The organism is Pseudomonas sp. HPB0071 (assembly GCF_000478505.2).
Classification (GTDB): domain Bacteria; phylum Pseudomonadota; class Gammaproteobacteria; order Pseudomonadales; family Pseudomonadaceae; genus Chryseomonas; species Chryseomonas luteola.
In genome coordinates, this window is the sequence record NZ_KI517367.1 from 1,126,607 (window position 1) to 1,144,086 (window position 17,480).

Annotated in this window: 14 protein-coding genes; 5 read left to right on the plus strand and 9 right to left on the minus strand. The window is 59.5% G+C overall.

The features are described from left to right. Nucleotides 1-6 precede the first annotated feature (6 nt). The 5 genes from HMPREF1487_RS05630 to iolC all read right to left on the minus strand — a co-directional run bounded on the left by HMPREF1487_RS05630 (nucleotide 7) and on the right by iolC (nucleotide 6,927). Nucleotides 7-1,509, minus strand: coding sequence for a CoA-acylating methylmalonate-semialdehyde dehydrogenase (locus tag HMPREF1487_RS05630; protein WP_010795639.1), 1,503 nt, complete (start codon nucleotides 1,507-1,509; stop codon nucleotides 7-9). Between the two features lie 76 nt (nucleotides 1,510-1,585). Then, nucleotides 1,586-3,052 (minus strand): sugar porter family MFS transporter, encoded by a 1,467-nt coding sequence (locus tag HMPREF1487_RS05635; protein ID WP_010795640.1) that lies wholly within the window; start codon nucleotides 3,050-3,052, stop codon nucleotides 1,586-1,588. A 145-nt stretch (nucleotides 3,053-3,197) separates the two neighbouring features. Beyond that, nucleotides 3,198-4,007, minus strand: a complete 810-nt coding sequence (iolB, locus tag HMPREF1487_RS05640; protein ID WP_010795641.1) for a 5-deoxy-glucuronate isomerase — start codon at nucleotides 4,005-4,007, stop codon at nucleotides 3,198-3,200. A gap of 11 nt (nucleotides 4,008-4,018) precedes the next feature. After that, nucleotides 4,019-4,930 carry a myo-inosose-2 dehydratase gene (gene iolE / locus HMPREF1487_RS05645; RefSeq protein WP_010795642.1) on the minus strand — a complete coding sequence of 304 codons (912 nt, stop codon included), beginning with the start codon at nucleotides 4,928-4,930 and terminating at the stop codon, nucleotides 4,019-4,021. Between the two features lie 53 nt (nucleotides 4,931-4,983). Then, nucleotides 4,984-6,927 (minus strand): bifunctional 5-dehydro-2-deoxygluconokinase/5-dehydro-2-deoxyphosphogluconate aldolase, encoded by a 1,944-nt coding sequence (gene iolC / locus HMPREF1487_RS05650; protein WP_010795643.1) that lies wholly within the window; start codon nucleotides 6,925-6,927, stop codon nucleotides 4,984-4,986. A 318-nt stretch (nucleotides 6,928-7,245) separates the two neighbouring features. Here iolC and HMPREF1487_RS05655 point away from each other — a divergent pair, with 318 nt between their 5' ends. Beyond that, nucleotides 7,246-8,391: an acetyltransferase domain-containing protein gene (locus HMPREF1487_RS05655; protein WP_010795644.1), complete on the plus strand. Its 1,146-nt coding sequence runs from the start codon at nucleotides 7,246-7,248 to the stop codon at nucleotides 8,389-8,391. A 58-nt stretch (nucleotides 8,392-8,449) separates the two neighbouring features. On the opposite strand, the gene HMPREF1487_RS05660 is transcribed toward HMPREF1487_RS05655, so the two are convergent. Next, a complete protein-coding gene (locus tag HMPREF1487_RS05660) occupies nucleotides 8,450-8,965 on the minus strand; it encodes a dihydrofolate reductase (RefSeq protein WP_010795645.1) in 516 nt (171 codons plus the stop codon). Nucleotides 8,966-9,071: 106 nt separating this feature from the next. On the opposite strand from HMPREF1487_RS05660, the gene HMPREF1487_RS05665 reads away from it, so the two are divergent. Together HMPREF1487_RS05665 and HMPREF1487_RS05670 are read left to right on the plus strand one after the other, a co-directional pair. Next, complete coding sequence (locus HMPREF1487_RS05665) at nucleotides 9,072-10,469, plus strand: DUF2868 domain-containing protein (protein ID WP_010795646.1); 1,398 nt, start codon at nucleotides 9,072-9,074, stop codon at nucleotides 10,467-10,469. A gap of 72 nt (nucleotides 10,470-10,541) precedes the next feature. Next, complete coding sequence (locus tag HMPREF1487_RS05670; protein WP_010795647.1) at nucleotides 10,542-11,921, plus strand: DUF3482 domain-containing protein; 1,380 nt, start codon at nucleotides 10,542-10,544, stop codon at nucleotides 11,919-11,921. Nucleotides 11,922-11,924: 3 nt separating this feature from the next. On the opposite strand, the gene HMPREF1487_RS05675 is transcribed toward HMPREF1487_RS05670, so the two are convergent. Further along, on the minus strand, nucleotides 11,925-12,878 hold the full coding sequence (locus HMPREF1487_RS05675) for a LysR family transcriptional regulator (protein WP_010795648.1): 954 nt from the start codon (nucleotides 12,876-12,878) through the stop codon (nucleotides 11,925-11,927). Between the two features lie 163 nt (nucleotides 12,879-13,041). On the opposite strand from HMPREF1487_RS05675, the gene HMPREF1487_RS27240 reads away from it, so the two are divergent. Beyond that, nucleotides 13,042-13,194 (plus strand): hypothetical protein, encoded by a 153-nt coding sequence (locus HMPREF1487_RS27240; protein ID WP_156913089.1) that lies wholly within the window; start codon nucleotides 13,042-13,044, stop codon nucleotides 13,192-13,194. A gap of 64 nt (nucleotides 13,195-13,258) precedes the next feature. Continuing rightward, entirely contained in the window at nucleotides 13,259-15,463 is a 2,205-nt protein-coding gene (locus HMPREF1487_RS05680) for an FUSC family protein (RefSeq protein ID WP_010795649.1), read from the plus strand. A 5-nt stretch (nucleotides 15,464-15,468) separates the two neighbouring features. Here the strand turns inward: HMPREF1487_RS05680 and HMPREF1487_RS05685 are convergent, their stop codons facing one another. Then, nucleotides 15,469-16,362, minus strand: a complete 894-nt coding sequence (locus HMPREF1487_RS05685; protein ID WP_010795650.1) for a DMT family transporter — start codon at nucleotides 16,360-16,362, stop codon at nucleotides 15,469-15,471. Between the two features lie 179 nt (nucleotides 16,363-16,541). Then, complete coding sequence (locus HMPREF1487_RS05690) at nucleotides 16,542-17,336, minus strand: thymidylate synthase (protein WP_010795651.1); 795 nt, start codon at nucleotides 17,334-17,336, stop codon at nucleotides 16,542-16,544. Nucleotides 17,337-17,480 lie beyond the last annotated feature (144 nt).

Genomic DNA, 17,480 nt, shown 5'->3' on the forward strand with positions numbered 1-17,480 from the left:
TATGGGTTATTTAGCGGTCGGCATGCTGAACTCGGCACCCTTGGCGATGCTGTCGGGCCAGCGCTGCATGACGCTCTTGTAACGGGTATAGAAGCGGATACCTTCCTCGCCATAGGCGTGGTGGTCGCCAAACAGAGAGCGCTTCCAGCCACCAAAGGAATGCCAGGCCATGGGAACAGGAATCGGTACGTTGATACCGACCATACCCACCTGGATGGAGCGGGCAAACGCGCGGGCCACGCCACCGTCGGTGGTAAAGCAGGACACGCCATTGCCAAACTCATGGGCGTTGATCAACTCCACGGCCGAGGCAAAGTCCGGCACGCGCACGATGCCCAACACCGGGCCGAAGATTTCGTCCTTGTAGATGGTCATCTCGGGCTTGACCTGATCGAACAGCGTTGCACCAACGAAGAAGCCATTCTCGGCACTCGGCACCTTGAAGTTGCGACCGTCAACGATCAGTTGCGCGCCCTCTTCAACGCCTTTGGTGATGTAGCCCTCGACCTTGGCCTTGTGCTGAGCGGTCACCAGCGGGCCCATGTCGGCGTCGCCTTCCATGCCGTTGCGGACACGTAGGTTGTCGATGCGGGGCAAAAGCTTTTCGATCAGCTTGTCGCCCACATCGCCTACGGCCACGGCGATGGAAATCGCCATGCAGCGCTCACCGGCGGAGCCATAACCGGCACCGATCAAGGCATCGGCCGCCTGATCCAGATCAGCATCCGGCATGACGATCATGTGATTCTTCGCGCCACCCAGGGCCTGAACGCGCTTACCGCGGCGGGTCCCTTCCTGGTAGATGTATTCGGCGATGGGTGTAGAACCCACGAAGGAGATGGCTTCGACATCCGGGTGTTGCAGCAAGGCGTCTACGGCTTCCTTGTCACCCTGTACCACATTGAACACACCATCGGGCAAACCGGCCTGCTTGAGCAGATCCGCCATGAGCAGGCTGGCGGAAGGATCGCGCTCGGAAGGCTTGAGAATAAAGGTATTGCCGGTGGCCAGTGCCATAGGGATCATCCACAGCGGCACCATGACCGGGAAGTTGAACGGCGTGATCCCGGCACAAACGCCTAGCGCCTGACGCATGTTGTAGTTGTCGATGCCACCACCGATGTTGTCGGTGAACGCTGTCTTCATCAGATGGGGCGCACCGCAGGCAAACTCGACAACCTCGATGCCACGGGTGACTTCCCCCATGGCATCGGACAGGACCTTGCCATGTTCAGACGTAATGAGCTGCGCCAGCTCCTTGTGGTGCTTGTCCAACAGCTCCTTGAACTTGAACAGGATGCGCGAACGGCGCAGAGCCGATTGTTCGGACCAGGCCGGAAACGCGGCCTTGGCGGCTGCGACAGCTTCATTCACCGTTTGGGTGGTCGCCAGGGCCACACGGGCCTTCACTTGCCCCAACGCCGGATTGAACACATCGCTGTAACGCTCGGTGCCCGCTTCCTGGACCTGACCATTAATGTAATGGCCGATGACTGTTTCTTGACTCATGTCGAACTCCTTAGGGGCCGCTCGAAGCACGGCGTAGCTAACAAAACCAATGGATCCTTACCGCGATCCGCTCTTATCAAATGGGCTTGGATGACAAGGCCCGACCGGTTTTCCGAGTACTGGCCGACATGGGCTGGCGACGAATCTTGGCCAGCATCACGCCTTCCATTTTTTCCAGCGATACACCACGGGTTTCAGGGACGAAACGGATGACGAACCAGTAACTGAACACGCCAAAGCCTGCGAACAGCCACATTGGGAAGGCACCATTGAATGCGCTCATCAGGTAGGGATGGTCATTGATCATCGGGAACGTCTGGGTCACCAGGAAGTTGGCAATCCACATGCTGCACACGGCCACACTCATGCCCAGCGAGCGCAGACGGTTCGGAAAAATCTCAGAGATCAGCACCCAGGTGCCGATCCCCCAGGACAGCGCATACAGCAGCATGAACAGGAGCATCCCAAACAGCGTCAGGTAGCCGTCCTGATGGGTGTACATGGCGTAAGAGGTGATCAGGAGCCCGCTGACCGAGCCGATGGTGCCGTACTTCATCAGCGGAATCCGGCCGACGCGGTCGATCAGCCAGGCGCCGATCAGCGTGCCCACCAGCTGCATCACACCAATCCAGATGGTCTGGAACAACGCGGACTCGGTACTGGCGGTGACGCCTTTGAGTACCATCGGCGCGTAATACATCATCACATTCACGCCGCTGACCTGCTGAAGCATGGCCAGCATGCACCCGACGAACAGGATCATCCCCAAGCCGGACCTGCACAGCTCCACCTTTTGCGAGCAGCCCTGGCGGTCCTGCTTCAATGAGTCCTTGATCTCCGCCAGGAGATGCCCGGCATGCTCGGCGTTGGAAATACGTGTCAGCGTCTTTAGGGCCTTATCGTCCTGACCGACCATCACCTGCCAGCGGGGCGACTCCGGAATGGTGAATACCATGATGCAGAAGAGAATGCAGGGCACGACTTCGGAGCCGATCATCCAGCGCCAGCCGTAGTCGACCAGCCACTCGGCCGCCACGTCCCGGGCAATCAGGTAATTCACGGTAAAGACGATCACCTGGCCGGCAACGATGGCAATCGACTGCATGCCAAGCGCACGGCCCCGCATGTTCTTGGGCGAGACCTCAGACATGTACATGGGCGAGACCGTAGCCGCCAGCCCCACGGCCAACCCGCCAATCATGCGGTAGATGACAAACCAGACGAAGCTGTCGACCACCGCAGCCCCTACCGCCGACACGGTAAACAGCACAGCGGCTAGAACGAGCGCTTTCTTGCGACCCAGACAACCGGCTACCCAGCCTGCACTCAAGGCACCGACGACGCAGCCGATGACCACATTGGAAACCGCCCAGCCGGTCTCGGCCGCAGACAAGGAAAAATACGCACGCAGCGAGTCCACGGCGCCGGAAATGACGGCAGTGTCATACCCGAACAGAATGCCGCCTAACGCCGCCACGGCGCAGATTCTCAGCACATAACCGATGTCATGGCGATGTGCATGGGTGGAAGTAAGGATCGTCATATCGCTCGCTCTGGTTCTTGTTCTTGGGTTTCCAGAAGTCAGCTACTACGAAGTTGCTTCTGAACGTGTATTCGGCTCGTGCTCTCCTTGAAGCGCGTTGTCGTGGCTCCCGCCAACCATGGCGGGAGTTCGGTGTTGAAGCGGATCAGCCCTGAAGCAACCACTCGTGGGCCGGGTCGTTATGGAATTTCCAGACACGCTTGGGCCCGGCCATTACGTTGAGGTAGTAGGAGGTGTATCCCCAGGGCACAGAAACCGGGTGGTAACCCTTGGGAACGAGTACCACATCGTTGTTTTCCACGGTCATGGCCTGGTCGATGCTGCGGTCGTCGGTGTAGACCCGCTGGAAGGCAAAGCCCTGGGGCGGATTCAGACGGTGGTAGTAGGATTCCTCCAGAAAGCTCTGCGCCGGCAGGTCATCCGTGTCGTGCTTGTGGGGCGGATAGCTGGAGGAATGACCAGACGGAGTGATCACCTCTACGACCAGCAGCGAATGCGCCTCGGCCGTGTCCGGCAGGATGTCGCAGACGTAACGGGTGTTGGCGTCCTTGCCTCGGGTTGAACGCTTCATGGTTGCTGGCTCGATCAGCCGGGGCGGCAACGTTTCTTCTGGATTGCCCGGCGCCAGACATACAGCAATTTCCACATCACCGTGGGCTATCACCAGGGCTTCAGTAGCGGGCGGCAGGTAAGCGGCATAGGGTGACTTGTCCTCGAACACGCTTTGGCGATCGCCAATGTGTTCCCAGGCAAACGCACCCTTCTGCGGGTGATTCGCCTTGATGGTCGCCTTGCCGGCCAGCAGTACGATGCACACTTCCCTGTCCTGTCCGTTCACAGGCAGCTCATCGCCATCCTTGAGCTTATGGGCCGAAAAGCCCACGTATTCGAGTGCATTGTCGGGTACCTGGACCAGCGTGCGGCGTTCAGCGGAGCCTTTGACAAGCAAATCCATACAACCTCCTCTTAATAAAGGGTGAGTCGAGCGTTGGCGCGGGATACCAGTGCACGCAGCGTTTCATACCCTTTCTGGGCGTAGAGATAACTGGGCGCTACGGCCGGATCCTGTTCGGCCTCCACTACCAGCCAGCCGCGGTAGTTGGCGGCATACAAGGTGTCGAGCAGTGGCCCAAATTCGATGTCGCCATCGCCGGGCACCGTAAAGGTGCCGTTGACGATACAATCCGGGAAACTCCATTGGTTGTTACGGGCCAGCTGCACAACATTCTTGCGAACGTCCTTGAAGTGCACATGGCAAACGCGGTCGATATGTTTCTTTAATACGGCCAGCGGATCGCCACCGCCCATGTAGCAGTGGCCTGCGTCGAACAGGAGGCCGACCTCCTCGCCAGTCACCTCCATCAGCCGATCAATGTCCTCGGGGGACTCCACATAGGCCCCCATATGGTGGTGGTAGGCCAGACGCACCCCCTGGGACTGGGTGAAGCGTGCCAGAGCCGTCAGCTTGTCGCCGTAAACCTTCCACTGCTCGTCTGTATAAAAGCGTGGACGCTCAACCAGAGGGACCCGCTTGCTCTGAATGGAACCGGCCACTTCGCCATATACCAGGACCTTGGCGTTATTTTCGGCCAACAGGCGGCAATGCTCGGCAATGCCCTTGATTTCATCTTCTGCGCTGCGATGCGCCATGAGGCTTGAGTACCAGCCGGACACCAGCTCCAGCCCGTACTCGCCCAGCACGTCACGCACACCTTCCGGCGTCTTGGGAAACTTGCCGTTGAGCTCAAACCCCTGGTAACCGATCTCCTTACCCTCGCGCAATGCTGTGCTCAGCGGGGTTTCGCCGCCCAGCGAAGGGAGGTCGTCATTGCTCCAGGAGATCGGATTGATCCCGATCTTGACCGGTGAATTCGTCATGGTTGCCACACCTAATCTTGTTGTTGTCTGGTAGTGCGAAAAGTCGAGACGTATCAGCCCAGGCGGCGAGCCTCACGCCAGGACTTGATCAGAAACTCGAAAGTCGATTGCACCCGGCTGATCAACGCTTCGTCATCGATCTCACCAGCCAGCCAGGCGCGGCTCGGCTCCTGAAAGATCGTCCGGCCAACGGCAAACCCGCGACAGGTCTTGCTGGCACTGGCATGACGGAACCCTTCAGCCAGCTCTTCGGCCGGTGCATTGAGTCCCAGCAGCACAACCCCATGGCAATACGGATCGCGCTCGGTGATAAGTTCATCCAGCTTTTCCCACACTGCCTCAGGCTGGGACTCGATCTTCCACCAGTTGGGGTAAATTCCGATGTTGTAGAGCCGCTTGATGGCGCGGTAGAGCACATCCGGCTGATCGGAGGTGTGGTTCTTCGGCGGAATCACCTCCAGCAGCAGCTCATGCCCGCTGACCTGAGCCGCTTCGTATAACCCCTTGAGCTGAGCTTCCTGCTCAAGGCGAAGCTCAGGCTCATCGTCCGGGTGAAACTGCACCAGACATTTGATGATCTGCTCCTGAGGCCACTTGATGAGATTGCTGCCAATGGAACGGCCATGCTCGAACGCCAGGGGACGCGAGCCCTGCAACTCCACCGGGCGGGCAATCCACCAGCCACGCCCCGTTGCCGTATTGAGGGCATCCTGGCCGAAACGCTCATCGGCCAGCAAACCAACATCGCCCTGCACGCCGTTCTCCCTCAGATCCGCCTCCACCCGCTCGATGGCACGGATGAACAGCTGCTTCAGCTCGGGAATGGCCTTGAGGTCGCGCCCGGCCTGCTGCGCCAGCTCCACCAGCTGACCGCGGTGATCGAAGGCAAAGATGTACAGCGGTTGCCATGTCTTGCGCGGCACGCTTACCTGGTGCAGGCGGTTGAGCGCAGGGTCCAGATCCGGTCGGGTAATCGGTATCGGGCTGTTGAAGAAATAATCGAGCTCCGCCAGGGTAGGCATGGCCGGTGCACAGGCATGACGGGAGACGACCAGACCACCACAGGCATTGGCCAGCTGGCAGCAGCGCTCATCATCACCGCCGGTAAGCCACCCGCGCAGGAAACCGGACATGAACGCGTCACCTGCGCCCAGCACGTTGAGCACTTCCACACGGATGCCCTGGTAAATGCTACCGTCTTCCAGGCGCTCGGGAATCTCGCCATGAATCACGGTGCAGCCCAGCGCGCCCAGCTTGACCACCAGTGTCGCCTCGCTGACTTCACGCACCTTGCGAAGGGCAGTCAGCAGATCATCCGAGCCGCCGGCAATCATGAACTCTTCTTCAGTTCCGACGACCAGATCGAAACGCGGCAGGATACGCTGAACGTGGGCGCTTACCTGTGCATTGGCAATAAAACGGGTCTCACCATCCGCCTTACCGGTGAGACCCCAAAGTACCGGACGATAGTCAATGTCCAGTACACGCTTGACGTTGTGCTTCTCGGCATATTCCAGCGCACGGCTGCTCGCCTTGTAGACGCCCTCGGTGGAGAAGTGCGTACCGGTGATGAGCAAGGCCTTGCTTGAAGCGATGAAGGATTCGTCGATGTCTTCCTCGCGCAGCGCCATGTCGGCGCAGTTTTCGCGATAGAACACCAGAGGAAAGGTTTCACGGTCCTTGATTCCCAGCAGGACCATGGCGGTGAGCCGCTCAGGATCGACCTTGATGGCCCGGGTATCACAGCCTTCCTTGTTCAGAGATTCCACCAGGAAGCGGCCCATATGGTCATCGCCGACGCGGGTCAGCATGGCGGACTTCAACCCCAACCGGGCGGTGCCAAAGGCGATGTTGGCGGACGAGCCGCCCAGGTACTTGGCAAAACTGCTCACATCTTCGAGCCGTGCCCCGATCTGCTGTGCATACAGATCGACGCCGAGGCGCCCAAGACAGATGACATCCAGCTGACGTCCATTGGCAAAGGTTGTGTCGCCCATGGTGGCTCCTATTTATTTTTATCGGCCTGCGGTCTTTCGCACCGGGGTGCTGAACGAGTTGAAATCAGCCTAAAACGTCTTCACGCATTAATCAAACTTTTTTCCATGTTTTATATTTTGGAATTTTATTTCCACAAGCGAAGCGAAAAAGTCCTTTTGGCTTGAAGGTAGAAAAATCAGGATCCTGAGCGTTATTCAGATAATCACAGGGGTCAGCCAAACCGTAACCAAATGTGGCAGAACCAGGGATATACCATTGAAATAAGATAACATTACAGATCGCACTATCTGCTGATGTGTCTCATGGAACGACCTTAAATGACCTCAACGTCCCACCGCCTCAAAAGCATCGACGCCCTGCGCGGGCTCGTGATTGTATTCATGCTGCTCGATCATGTTCGCGAAACGTTCTTCCTGCATCGGCAGGTCATCGACCCCATGGATGTCGCCTCGACCTCACCTGACCTGTTCTTCAGCCGGATTGCCAGTCACCTATGCGCACCGGTCTTCGTCTTCCTGACAGGCCTGGGTGCCTTTCTTTATGGCGCAAAGCACAATGATCGGGCTGCGGTTTCCAGCTTCCTGTTCAAGCGCGGGCTATTTCTGGTCATTCTGGAATTTACGCTGGTCAGCCTGGCTTGGTCGTTCCAGTTCCCACCCAAGGTGATCTATCTGCAAGTAATCTGGGCCATTGGCCTGAGCATGATCATGCTGTCGGCACTGGTCTGGTTGCCCCGCGCAGCGCTGATCGCCATCGGCCTCGTGCTGGTAGCCGGGCACAATCTGTTGGACGGGGTGCATTTTCCGGCAGGCTCGCCCTTCCATGTCCCATGGGCGATATTGCATGACCGCGGCTGGATCGAATTGGGCGAAAGCCTGCGGCTGCGGACGTCCTATCCGCTTCTGCCCTGGATTGGCGTGATTGCGCTGGGCTATGCCGTGGGTCCGTGGTTTACCCAGCTGAACCCGTCCGAGCGCCAGAAGCGTCTGTTAGGCTGGGGGATTGGCGCCCTGTTGCTCTTCCTGGTATTGCGGATGATCAATGGCTATGGTCAGGCGCAGCAGTGGGTCACCGGAGAAACACCCCTGCTGACGGTGATGAGCTTTCTGAACATCACCAAGTACCCCCCCTCCCTGCTATTCCTCTCGCTCACACTGGGCCTGGGCCTGTTATTACTCGTGCTGTTCGAGCGCAAGCCGGAAAGCCATCTGCTGCACTGGTTTACCGTGTTTGGCGCGGCACCGATGTTCTTCTACATCCTGCATCTGTACGTGTTGGGCGTGCTGTACCGGATTGCCGTTGCCCTGTTCGGCCTCAATCAGGGAACGTACTTCGGCTTTGATCATGTCTGGGCCTTGTGGATCAGCGCCATCGTGCTGGCCTTTGCGCTCTACTGGCCGGTTCGCTGGTTTGCCCACCTCAAGGCGCGCCGCCGCGATATCACCTGGTTGAAGTATTTCTAGAACGAAACGGGGCGCCTGATAGGCGCCCCGTTTAACAGGTAATCAACATGAGCAGCGCTTAGCGCTTGCGTTCCCACACTTCCAGCGCATATGCCGGACGGCCATCCTCGGACGGGTGCTCGTCACGCGATACCCGCTGCCACTGCTGCTCATCCCATTCGGGGAAATACACATCCCCTTCCGGCTCCAGTGCTACACGGGTGAGGTAGAAGCGATCCGCATCAGGCAGCGCCTCGATGAAGAGCTGCGCCCCGCCGATCAGCATAACCTCACTGGCACCCTGCTCCCTGGCCCAGGACTCGGCTCGCGTCACCGCATCATCCAGCGATGTAAAGGTTTCGGCACCTTCGAGCGTCAGATCGGTCTGACGGCTGACGACCAGATTCAAACGCCCTGGCAATGGACGACCCAGCGAATCCCAGGTCTTTCGACCCATGATCACCGGCTTGCCCAAGGTCACGGCCTTGAAGTATTTGAGTTCTGCCGGCAAGTGCCAGGGCAGACGATTTTCGTGGCCGATCACGCCATTGTCGGCGACCGCCACGATCAAGCTGAGAGGAAGTGTCTTGTTCATAGCCGCGCAGCATAGCAGAGCACAACCGCCTTGCCAGTGGCTTGCCAGTTAACACGCCGGATGCCGACCCGTTATTCTCCGCGCATCCCCAGGACGAGTTTGACGAGTGACCGAACCCACTACTGCCCCTTCCGATTCCACCCTTGATGCACTCTGGCTGACCGAAGCCGTCCGCCTGACCGAGGAAGAAGCCGGTCCGCTGGAAGACAGCGAGGCCAACCGCCGCGCGCGCGCCGCCGGCGGCAGCTTCATGCAGCGCCTGAACCTGCGCGCCCATCTGTTAGGCCAGCGTGACGGCCTGATCGAAGCCCGTCGCCACTGGCGTCAGGGTGCCACCCTCGCATTCTGGCTGCTCGCCTTTCTGGCTGTATTGTCCGGTGCCGGCCTCGGCTTTGGCGCTCTGGGCGATGGCATGCGCCCGGTCAATGTCTTCTGGGCCCTGGGCAGTCTGTTGGGCCTGCACCTGTTGACCCTGCTGTTATGGCTGATCGGCTTTTTCGGCGGTGGACGCAGCGCCAGTGTGTTGGGCCGCCTCTGGCTGTGGCTGGCCGGCAAGCTGGCCCGGGATGCTCGCGCAGCCCAGCTCGGCCCGGCACTGCTTATTCTCCTCGGTCGTCAACGGCTGGTGCGCTGGGGGCTGGGCACACTGGTGCATGGGCTCTGGCTGCTGGCCTTGAGTGCAGCGCTGGGCATCCTACTTGCCCTGCTGGCGACCCGCAGCTACAGCTTTATCTGGGAAACCACCATTCTGAGCAGCGATACCTTTGTCACCATGACTCACGCGCTGGGTGCGCTGCCTGCATTGCTGGGTTTTCCCATGCCGGATATCGAGACCATTCGTGCCAGTGGCAACGCGGCACAGGGGCTTGAGGCGGCACGTCATGCCTGGGCCGGTTGGCTGGTAGGCGTGCTGATTGTCTATGGTCTCATTCCCCGCGCGCTTCTCTTTGCCCTCTGCCTCTGGCAATGGCAACGCCGCCGCCAGCAACTGACGCTGGATATCGAGCAGCCCGGCTATGTGCTGCTACGTGAAAAGCTGATGCCTACCACCGAGCGTCTGGGCGTCAATGACGCTGCGCCTGAGCAGCTACCGGAGCCGTCTGCCGGTAACTTGGAAATTGCCGGTGAAAGTGCTGTGCTGGTCGCGATTGAGCTGGACGACACACAGGCCTGGCCACCCGCGCTGCCGGACACCGTGCGCAACGCCGGTGTACTGGACGACGGACAGCAGCGCCGCCGCTTGCTGGAGCAACTCACCCGTTATCCGCCCGTACGCCTGGTGATTGCCTGCGATCCCCGTCGTTCACCGGACCGGGGCACCCTGTCCCTGATCGGCGAACTGGCCCGCTGCGCAGGTACTACCCGCGTTTGGCTGCTACCCGCGCCTGCAGGCGCCCAACTGGATGCCGACCGCCTCGATGACTGGCGCCAGGGGCTGGATCGAATGGCACTTCCCCACGGAGAACGGTCTCCGTTGGAATGGTTGGAGACTGGATATGAATAAGTGGCGTTTGAGCGCGGTTGGAGTAAGCAAGGCGATGCTCAACAACGCCTGCTGCGCCTCAGGAGAACGTTCATGACCCAACCGCTCGTTCTGGCTGTTGTGGGCCATACCAATGTTGGCAAGACGTCCCTGCTGCGAACACTGACCCGCGACATCGGATTTGGCGAGGTCTCTCATCGCGCCAGTACCACGCGTCATGTAGAGGGTGTCCGGCTTTCCGTGGACGGCGAAGCCCTGATCGAACTCTACGATACGCCGGGTCTGGAAGATGCCATCGCTCTACGGGACTACCTTGACCAGCTCGAACGCCCCGGCGAGCGATTGGATGGCCCCGCTCGCGTGGAGCGTTTCCTCGATACCGCCGAGGCCCACAACCGCTTCGAGCAGGAGGCCAAGGTACTGCGCCAGCTGCGCAGCTCGGATGCCGGGCTCTATGTCGTCGATGCCCGCGAGCCGGTACTTGCCAAATACAAGGATGAACTGGCCGTGTTGGCCGGGTGCGGCAAGCCGCTGCTGCCCGTCTTGAACTTTGTGACAGCCGAGCAGCATCGCGAGGAAGAATGGCGCACCGCACTGGCACGCCTCGGGCTGCATGCCCTGGTGCGCTTCGACAGTGTTGCTCCGCCTGAGGACGGCGAGCGCCGCCTGTATGAAAGCCTGGCCTTACTCATCGAGCCGGCGCGTTCACGCCTGGAGCGCCTGATTGCCGATCACGAAGCCCAGGCAGTGGCACGTCAGCACAGCGCGGCACAGCTCATCGCCGAACTGCTGATCGATGCCGCCGCCTGCCGCTATGTAGTGCCGCCAGAGGACGATGCGGTAAAGGCCGCGACTCAACGCCTGCGGGACGATCTGCGTAAGCGTGAGCAGCGCTGCGTGGAGGACTTACTCAAGCTGTACGGCTTTCGCTCGGGCGATGCACGCGCCGCTGACCTTCCATTACTGGATGGCCGCTGGGGCGATGATTTATTCAACCCCGAAACCCTGCGCATTCTGGGTATCCGTCTGACCGGGGGTGTTGCTGCCGGTGCTGCGGCAGGGGCCGGTATCGACCTATTGGCGGGTGGCTTGATGCTGGGTGCTGCAACAGCGTTGGGCGCCCTGGCAGGCGGGCTGCTGCAAACCGGCGGTCATTATGGTCAACGCCTGCTTGGCAAGCTACGCGGCCAGCGTGAGCTGACCGTGGACGATGCCGTGCTGCGCCTGCTCGCCCTACGCCAGCGTCAACTGGTCAAGGCACTCGATGCCCGCGGTCACGCAGCCATGAAGGCCATCGAAGTGGAAACACCTGAGGATCAGCGCTGGCGTGAGGGCAAGCTTCCTGCCGCCCTGAATCACGCCCGCGCCCATCCGGAGTGGTCTTCGCTCAACGCTTCTCACAAGCTACGAGACGCCAACCGCCGCGAGCAGATCAAAGACCTGGCCGAGCAATTGGCGCAGCAGCCTGACTAATCATCAGGCGCTGACCGGGCCTTCTTCATACAGCCGCTTCACAGCCTGCTCGTCGGCCTTTAGAAGCCCCGGCAAGGTATCGCGCAGGAAGTCCACCAGCGTCCGGATCTTTGCATCCAGGTACTGGCGAGAGGGATACAACGCATAGACGTTAAGCGGGTACAGGCTGTGGTGTGGCAGGACCTGCTGCAGCGTCCCGTCCTTGAGCCCCTTGACGGCGGCATAGATCGGCAGCGCCCCGATGCCCATGCCAGAAGCAATGGCCTCCATCAAGGCATCCGCCGTGTTGACCTGAAACAGGGTCTGGTCAATTGTTACCAGCTCCTCGCCTTTTGGGCCTTGGAACAACCATTTATCCAGTGACATAGCCTTGTTCACCAAGCGCAGACAACGGTGTTGACGCAAGGCAGCCGTCGTCTGGGGGGTGCCGTATTTTTCCAGGTAAGCCGGCGATGCGCACAGAATGCTATGAGTACTGCCCAGTCGCTTGGAAAAGTAACCTGAATCCTTGAGCTGGGAGGCCAGGATTACAGAGACGTCGTAGCCGTCCTCCAGGATATCGGTAAACGTGTTGGTCAGCCGCAGGTCGAAGTTCACCTCAGGGTATTGCTCGCAGTAACGGGCAATCGTCTTGATCAGGTAATGCTGGCCCAAGCCGGTCATGGTATGAACCTTGAGTTTGCCCACCGGATGCGCATGGGCATGGCTGGCTTCGGCTTCCGCCTCCTGAATGTAGGCAAAGATCTGTTGGCAACGCTGTAGGTAACGTTCCCCCGCCTCGGTCAGCGCGATCCGACGGGTAGTGCGGTGAAGTAAACGGGTTTGAAGGTGTGTTTCCAGATTGGTGACCGCCTTGGAAACGTAGGCGGTGGTAAGCTCAAGGCGTTGGGCCGCCGCAGTAAAGCTGCCGGCTTCCACAACACACATGAAAGCACGCATGTTAAAGAGATTGTCCATCGTACTCCTCTCAGAGCGGCAAATTCTGGCACAACTCCCTACCCTTTTATTACTCGCTTTACAGTTAATAATCCTTCACGATTTTCCTGCTTATTCCCGCCACCCTGCTCTACATAGAATGGATAGCGCTCGTCTGAGCTAGTGACTGTTTGAGTAGGCCACCGTGCTGCAACTGTTTCGGAAAACGCTTCCGCTTCCCGCTCCGCCTTATCTGATCGTAACGCCCCTGTCAGCCAGTCTGTTCAGGCCGCTGTCTCGTCTGTTCAAGAAGATCTTGCCGCCGCTTCACGGTCAGTGCGCTATCGCCCTGCGCTGACTGCAACGCTGTTCTTCACCCTGACCGATTCACTCCGTGCGCCCTTTGAGCGTCGAGGTTACCGTTGCGCGCTATTTCTCTTGCCAGTCGATTACCGAGCCGCTCGGCCTGGCACCGTGCCCTGCTGGAATGGGCCCGTACCGATGGCATTACCTGGGCCTTCATTTTCAAGGCGCTGCTGACAGCACTGATTGCACTCTGGCTGGCCTACCGGTTGCAGCTACCCCAACCCAGTACGGTACTGGTCACCGTCTTTATCGTCATGCAGCCCCAAAGCGGACAGGTGCTGGCCAAGAGTTTCTATCGCATCATCGGAACGCTGGTCGGCCTGAGCGTAATGGTGCTGTTCATTGCCCTCTTCGCCCAGGAACGGATCCTGCTGCTCGGCTCGCTGGCCATGTGGGTAGGCCTATGTACGGCGGGCGCTGCACGTTATCGCGACTTTCGCGGTTATGCCTTTCTACTGGCCGGGTACACCGCCAGCCTGATCGGCTTGCCAGCCACGAGCCATCCGGAAAATGCCTTTATGCAGGCCCTGTGGCGTGTACTGGAGATTGGCCTGGGCATCTGCTGCACCGGTGCAGTCAGCGCTATCGTCCTGCCGCAGACGACCCGCACCGTGCTACGTAATACGCTTTCCCTGCGTTTTCGTGATTTTGCCCGCATGGCTCATGAGGGTCTGAGCGGCGCATTGACGCGCGAACAGTTCGAAACCCTGGCGGCACGCTTTGCGGCCGAGTCCGTAGGCTTTGAAAGCCTGCGCAGCGCCAGTGCGTTCGAAGACCCACACCTGCGTCAGCGCAGCGGTCGGCTGGCCAACCTGGGCAGCCAGTTCATGCAGCTCAACACCCGCTTCCATGCCTTGAACCAACTGCTGACCCGGATCCGCCAGCGCCCGCTCCTGCTGGACGCCTTCTCGCCTTGCCTTTCGGAGATCACCACATTGCTTGCACCGTTCGGGGAGCGGCTGACCACCGAGACTGACGCGGCCCGTCTGGCAGAAAAGCTCGCGCTGCACCGTGAGCCACTGATGCAGTCTATTCGCGAGGGCCGAACGCAGCTTCAGGATCAACAAGTTGGAGACGGCGACCTGCTGGACTTCAACACGGCCGCCGAACTGCTCTACCGCTTTGCCGAAGACCTCTACAGCTACTGCCTGGCCTATGCCACCCTGAACGGTCCCAAGCCACCCAAGACGCCGCCCCCGGAAAGCTTCACCCCCGTGGCCAACCCCATGGCAGCGGCCATTTCCGGTATACGCAGCGCCCTCGTGGTTCTCGTGCTGGGGCTGTTCTGGATCGAAACGTCCTGGCCCAGCGGTGATACCTGTGCGCTGGCAGCCGTCCTGATCTCGGCGCTTTCATCTACCTCGCCCAACCCACGCCGTTACTGCCTGCAATTGGCCGTCGGGACATTGGCCGGCTCGTTGGCCGGCTTTTTTCTGGTGTTCTGGGTGCTGCCCCAACTGGATGGCTTTCCCCTGTTGTTCTACGCGCTGTCGCCGGTGTTTGCCATTGGCGCATTTTTCATCACCCGTCCCCAGTGGGCGGGTTACGGCACAGGGCTGATGGTGTGGTTCTGCTCGGCGGCCTTGCCGGCCAACGTCACGCTGTATGACGCCAATATCTTCTTCAACCAGTACCTGTCCTATCTGCTCGCCGCCTTTATTGCCGCGGTCGCCGCTGCGGTGCTCATGCCGCCCAATCGCCCATGGCTATGGGGACGTCTCGAGCAGGATTTACGCATGCGGGTCGTCTATGCCATCAGCGGCAAGCTCAAGGGGTTGGCATCAGGCTTCGATAGCAGTACCCGCGACCTGCTCAACCAGGCCTATGTACTTTCCACCGGTCATACCGCCGTGCAGCGCCAGCTTCTGCGCTGGATGTTCCTGTCATTGGAAATTGGTCATGCCATCATCGAGTTGCGCTACGAACAGGAAAACCTGCCCCTGCACCCCTGCTATCAGGAATCGCGCCCCTGGCGACAGGCTATCCGCATCATGGGACGCGCCCTGATCCGCCTGTTCGTGCAACCCAGCCCCAAGCATATGGAGCGGGCCTTGTCGGCAGTAGACCATGCCATCGAGACGGCTCAGGCCGCCCAGATCCATCAGGAGCCCAACCCGGGGCAGTTCGAACGTTCGCCGCTACGCCGTGTGTGCAGTTACCTGCACTTCATCCGAACCTCGCTGCTGGACCCTAACTCGCCATTGAGCAAGCACAATAGAGGCTTCATGCAGACACGCTCTACCAGACTGGATGAACTATAGGTGTGCTATACGGCAGCGCTACGTAACCGCGTTGCCCAGATAGCAGTCGCTACAATCAGAAAACCACCGATCCAGCCTTGAACCGACAGGCTTTCCTGCAGCCACAAAACCGCGAACAGGGCACCAAACACCGGTTCGGTTCCCATCAGAAGTGAAATACGGGTTGGGCTGGAATAGCGGATGGCCTGGATCTGGACCACAAAGGCAAACAGGGTGCAAAAGACAACCAGGTATCCCGTGGCTAGCCAGAATGTGTACGTGACTGGCAAGGCAGGTAATCCCGCCGGCAGCAGGCAGGCCATTACAAGGCAGCCCAAGCCAGCCACCGCAGCCTGCACAGCAGTAAGCGCAAGGGCAGGAATAGCCTGTGTGCTGAAGTAGCGCTTCGTCACGCACATCATGAGCGCGCGAAGAGCAGCTGCTGCCACCATGAGTGCATCACCCAGATTGAACTGTAGCTCGCCTGCGCCCTCTCCCGTCAGCAGCAGAATACCCAGCAGAGAGACGGCCGCAGCTAAAAAGGCTCCTCGCGCAGGGCGCTGACCTAAAAGCACCCACTCCAATAGTGGTGTAAAAATCACAAACAAGCTGATTAGGAATGCTGCCTTGCTCGCTGTAGTCTGTGCCACTCCAAAGGTCTCGCACAAAAAGATCGCTAGCAACATCAGGCCCAGCGGTAGCCCTGGCCGGATTGCTTTTCGCCCCTCGCCCCGTAATTGAGGCAATAGCAGCAGCGCCGTCAGGCAAAACCGGATAGCCAGAAAACCAAGCACGGGATAAAGCAGTAAGGCTGTTTTGGCAACGCTGTAACTGGAACCCCAGACCACTGCCACCAATAAAAGACTAATGTCGGCTAGCCAGGCGGGGCGCTGGGCAAGATGCCAACCATGCGACAACATGAGAAGCATGCTCCAGGAGATAAGGCCGCTTAGTATGACGGCATGACCGAAATGACATAAGCCAGCGAGCCTGCACAGGAATTGTTCCCTGGACGCACGAATCGTCAGCGCTGACGATTACTGGGAACAAGATCAACCTGCCTGGACGCTGCGCATGAGCACAGCATCCAGGCAAAGCATCAAACAGCGACGGGTGCCTTGATGTGGGGGTGGGATTCGTAGCCGACCAGCTCGAAGTCATCGAACGTGAACTCGAACAGGTCTTTGACCGCTGGGTTGAGCTTCATGGTAGGCAGGGGCAGCGGCTCGCGGGTCAGTTGCAGGTCCGTCTGCTCCAGATGGTTGGCGTACAGGTGGCTGTCACCGCCCGTCCAGATAAACTCGCCCGGCTCGTAACCCGTGACCTGTGCCACCATCATGGTCAGCAGCGCGTAGCTGGCAATATTGAAAGGCACACCCAGGAAAATGTCCGCCGAGCGCTGGTAGAGCTGGCAGGAGAGCTTGCCATCTGCCACATAGAACTGGAACAGCGCATGGCACGGCGGCAGGGCCATCTCATCCACCAGGGCAGGGTTCCAGGCGGAGACGATCAACCGGCGCGAGTCGGGATTCTTCTTGATCATCTCGATAACGTTGGCGATCTGGTCGATATGACGGCCATCCGGCGCGGGCCAGCTCCGCCATTGATAACCGTAGACCGGGCCAAGGTCACCGTTCTCATCGGCCCACTCATCCCAGATGGAAACGCCGTTTTCCTTGAGGTAGGCGATATTGGTCGAGCCTTTGAGAAACCACAGCAGCTCATGAATGATGGAACGCAGGTGCAGCTTCTTGGTGGTGACCATGGGAAAACCATCGGCCAGGTTGAAGCGCATCTGATAGCCGAACACGCTGTAGGTGCCGGTGCCGGTGCGGTCGCTTTTGAAGGTGCCGTGCTCACGCACGTGTCGCATCAGGTCTAGGTACTGTTTCATGCTGGGCTCGGTGCGGCGCCCCGAAGGGCGCAGGAGAAAAGTCAGCGCCTATGATAACGAAGCTGGCTGTTTGGATCACGTGCCCGGTCGTCGCGTGTCGGCCTGATACCTTTAAAGACCTTCAACGCACTCTCTCGCAAAATG

What these genes read in the sequence shown, in the direction of transcription:
- HMPREF1487_RS05630 (WP_010795639.1), bottom strand. Translation starts at nt 1,509, where the DNA reads ATGAGTCAAGAAACAGTCATCGGCCATTACATTAATGGTCAGGTCCAG.
- HMPREF1487_RS05635 (WP_010795640.1), bottom strand. Translation starts at nt 3,052, where the DNA reads ATGACGATCCTTACTTCCACCCATGCACATCGCCATGACATCGGTTAT.
- iolB (WP_010795641.1), bottom strand. Translation starts at nt 4,007, where the DNA reads ATGGATTTGCTTGTCAAAGGCTCCGCTGAACGCCGCACGCTGGTCCAG.
- iolE (WP_010795642.1), bottom strand. Translation starts at nt 4,930, where the DNA reads ATGACGAATTCACCGGTCAAGATCGGGATCAATCCGATCTCCTGGAGC.
- iolC (WP_010795643.1), bottom strand. Translation starts at nt 6,927, where the DNA reads ATGGGCGACACAACCTTTGCCAATGGACGTCAGCTGGATGTCATCTGT.
- HMPREF1487_RS05655 (WP_010795644.1), top strand. Translation starts at nt 7,246, where the DNA reads ATGACCTCAACGTCCCACCGCCTCAAAAGCATCGACGCCCTGCGCGGG.
- HMPREF1487_RS05660 (WP_010795645.1), bottom strand. Translation starts at nt 8,965, where the DNA reads ATGAACAAGACACTTCCTCTCAGCTTGATCGTGGCGGTCGCCGACAAT.
- HMPREF1487_RS05670 (WP_010795647.1), top strand. Translation starts at nt 10,542, where the DNA reads ATGACCCAACCGCTCGTTCTGGCTGTTGTGGGCCATACCAATGTTGGC.
- HMPREF1487_RS05675 (WP_010795648.1), bottom strand. Translation starts at nt 12,878, where the DNA reads ATGGACAATCTCTTTAACATGCGTGCTTTCATGTGTGTTGTGGAAGCC.
- HMPREF1487_RS05685 (WP_010795650.1), bottom strand. Translation starts at nt 16,362, where the DNA reads ATGTTGTCGCATGGTTGGCATCTTGCCCAGCGCCCCGCCTGGCTAGCC.
- HMPREF1487_RS05690 (WP_010795651.1), bottom strand. Translation starts at nt 17,336, where the DNA reads ATGAAACAGTACCTAGACCTGATGCGACACGTGCGTGAGCACGGCACC.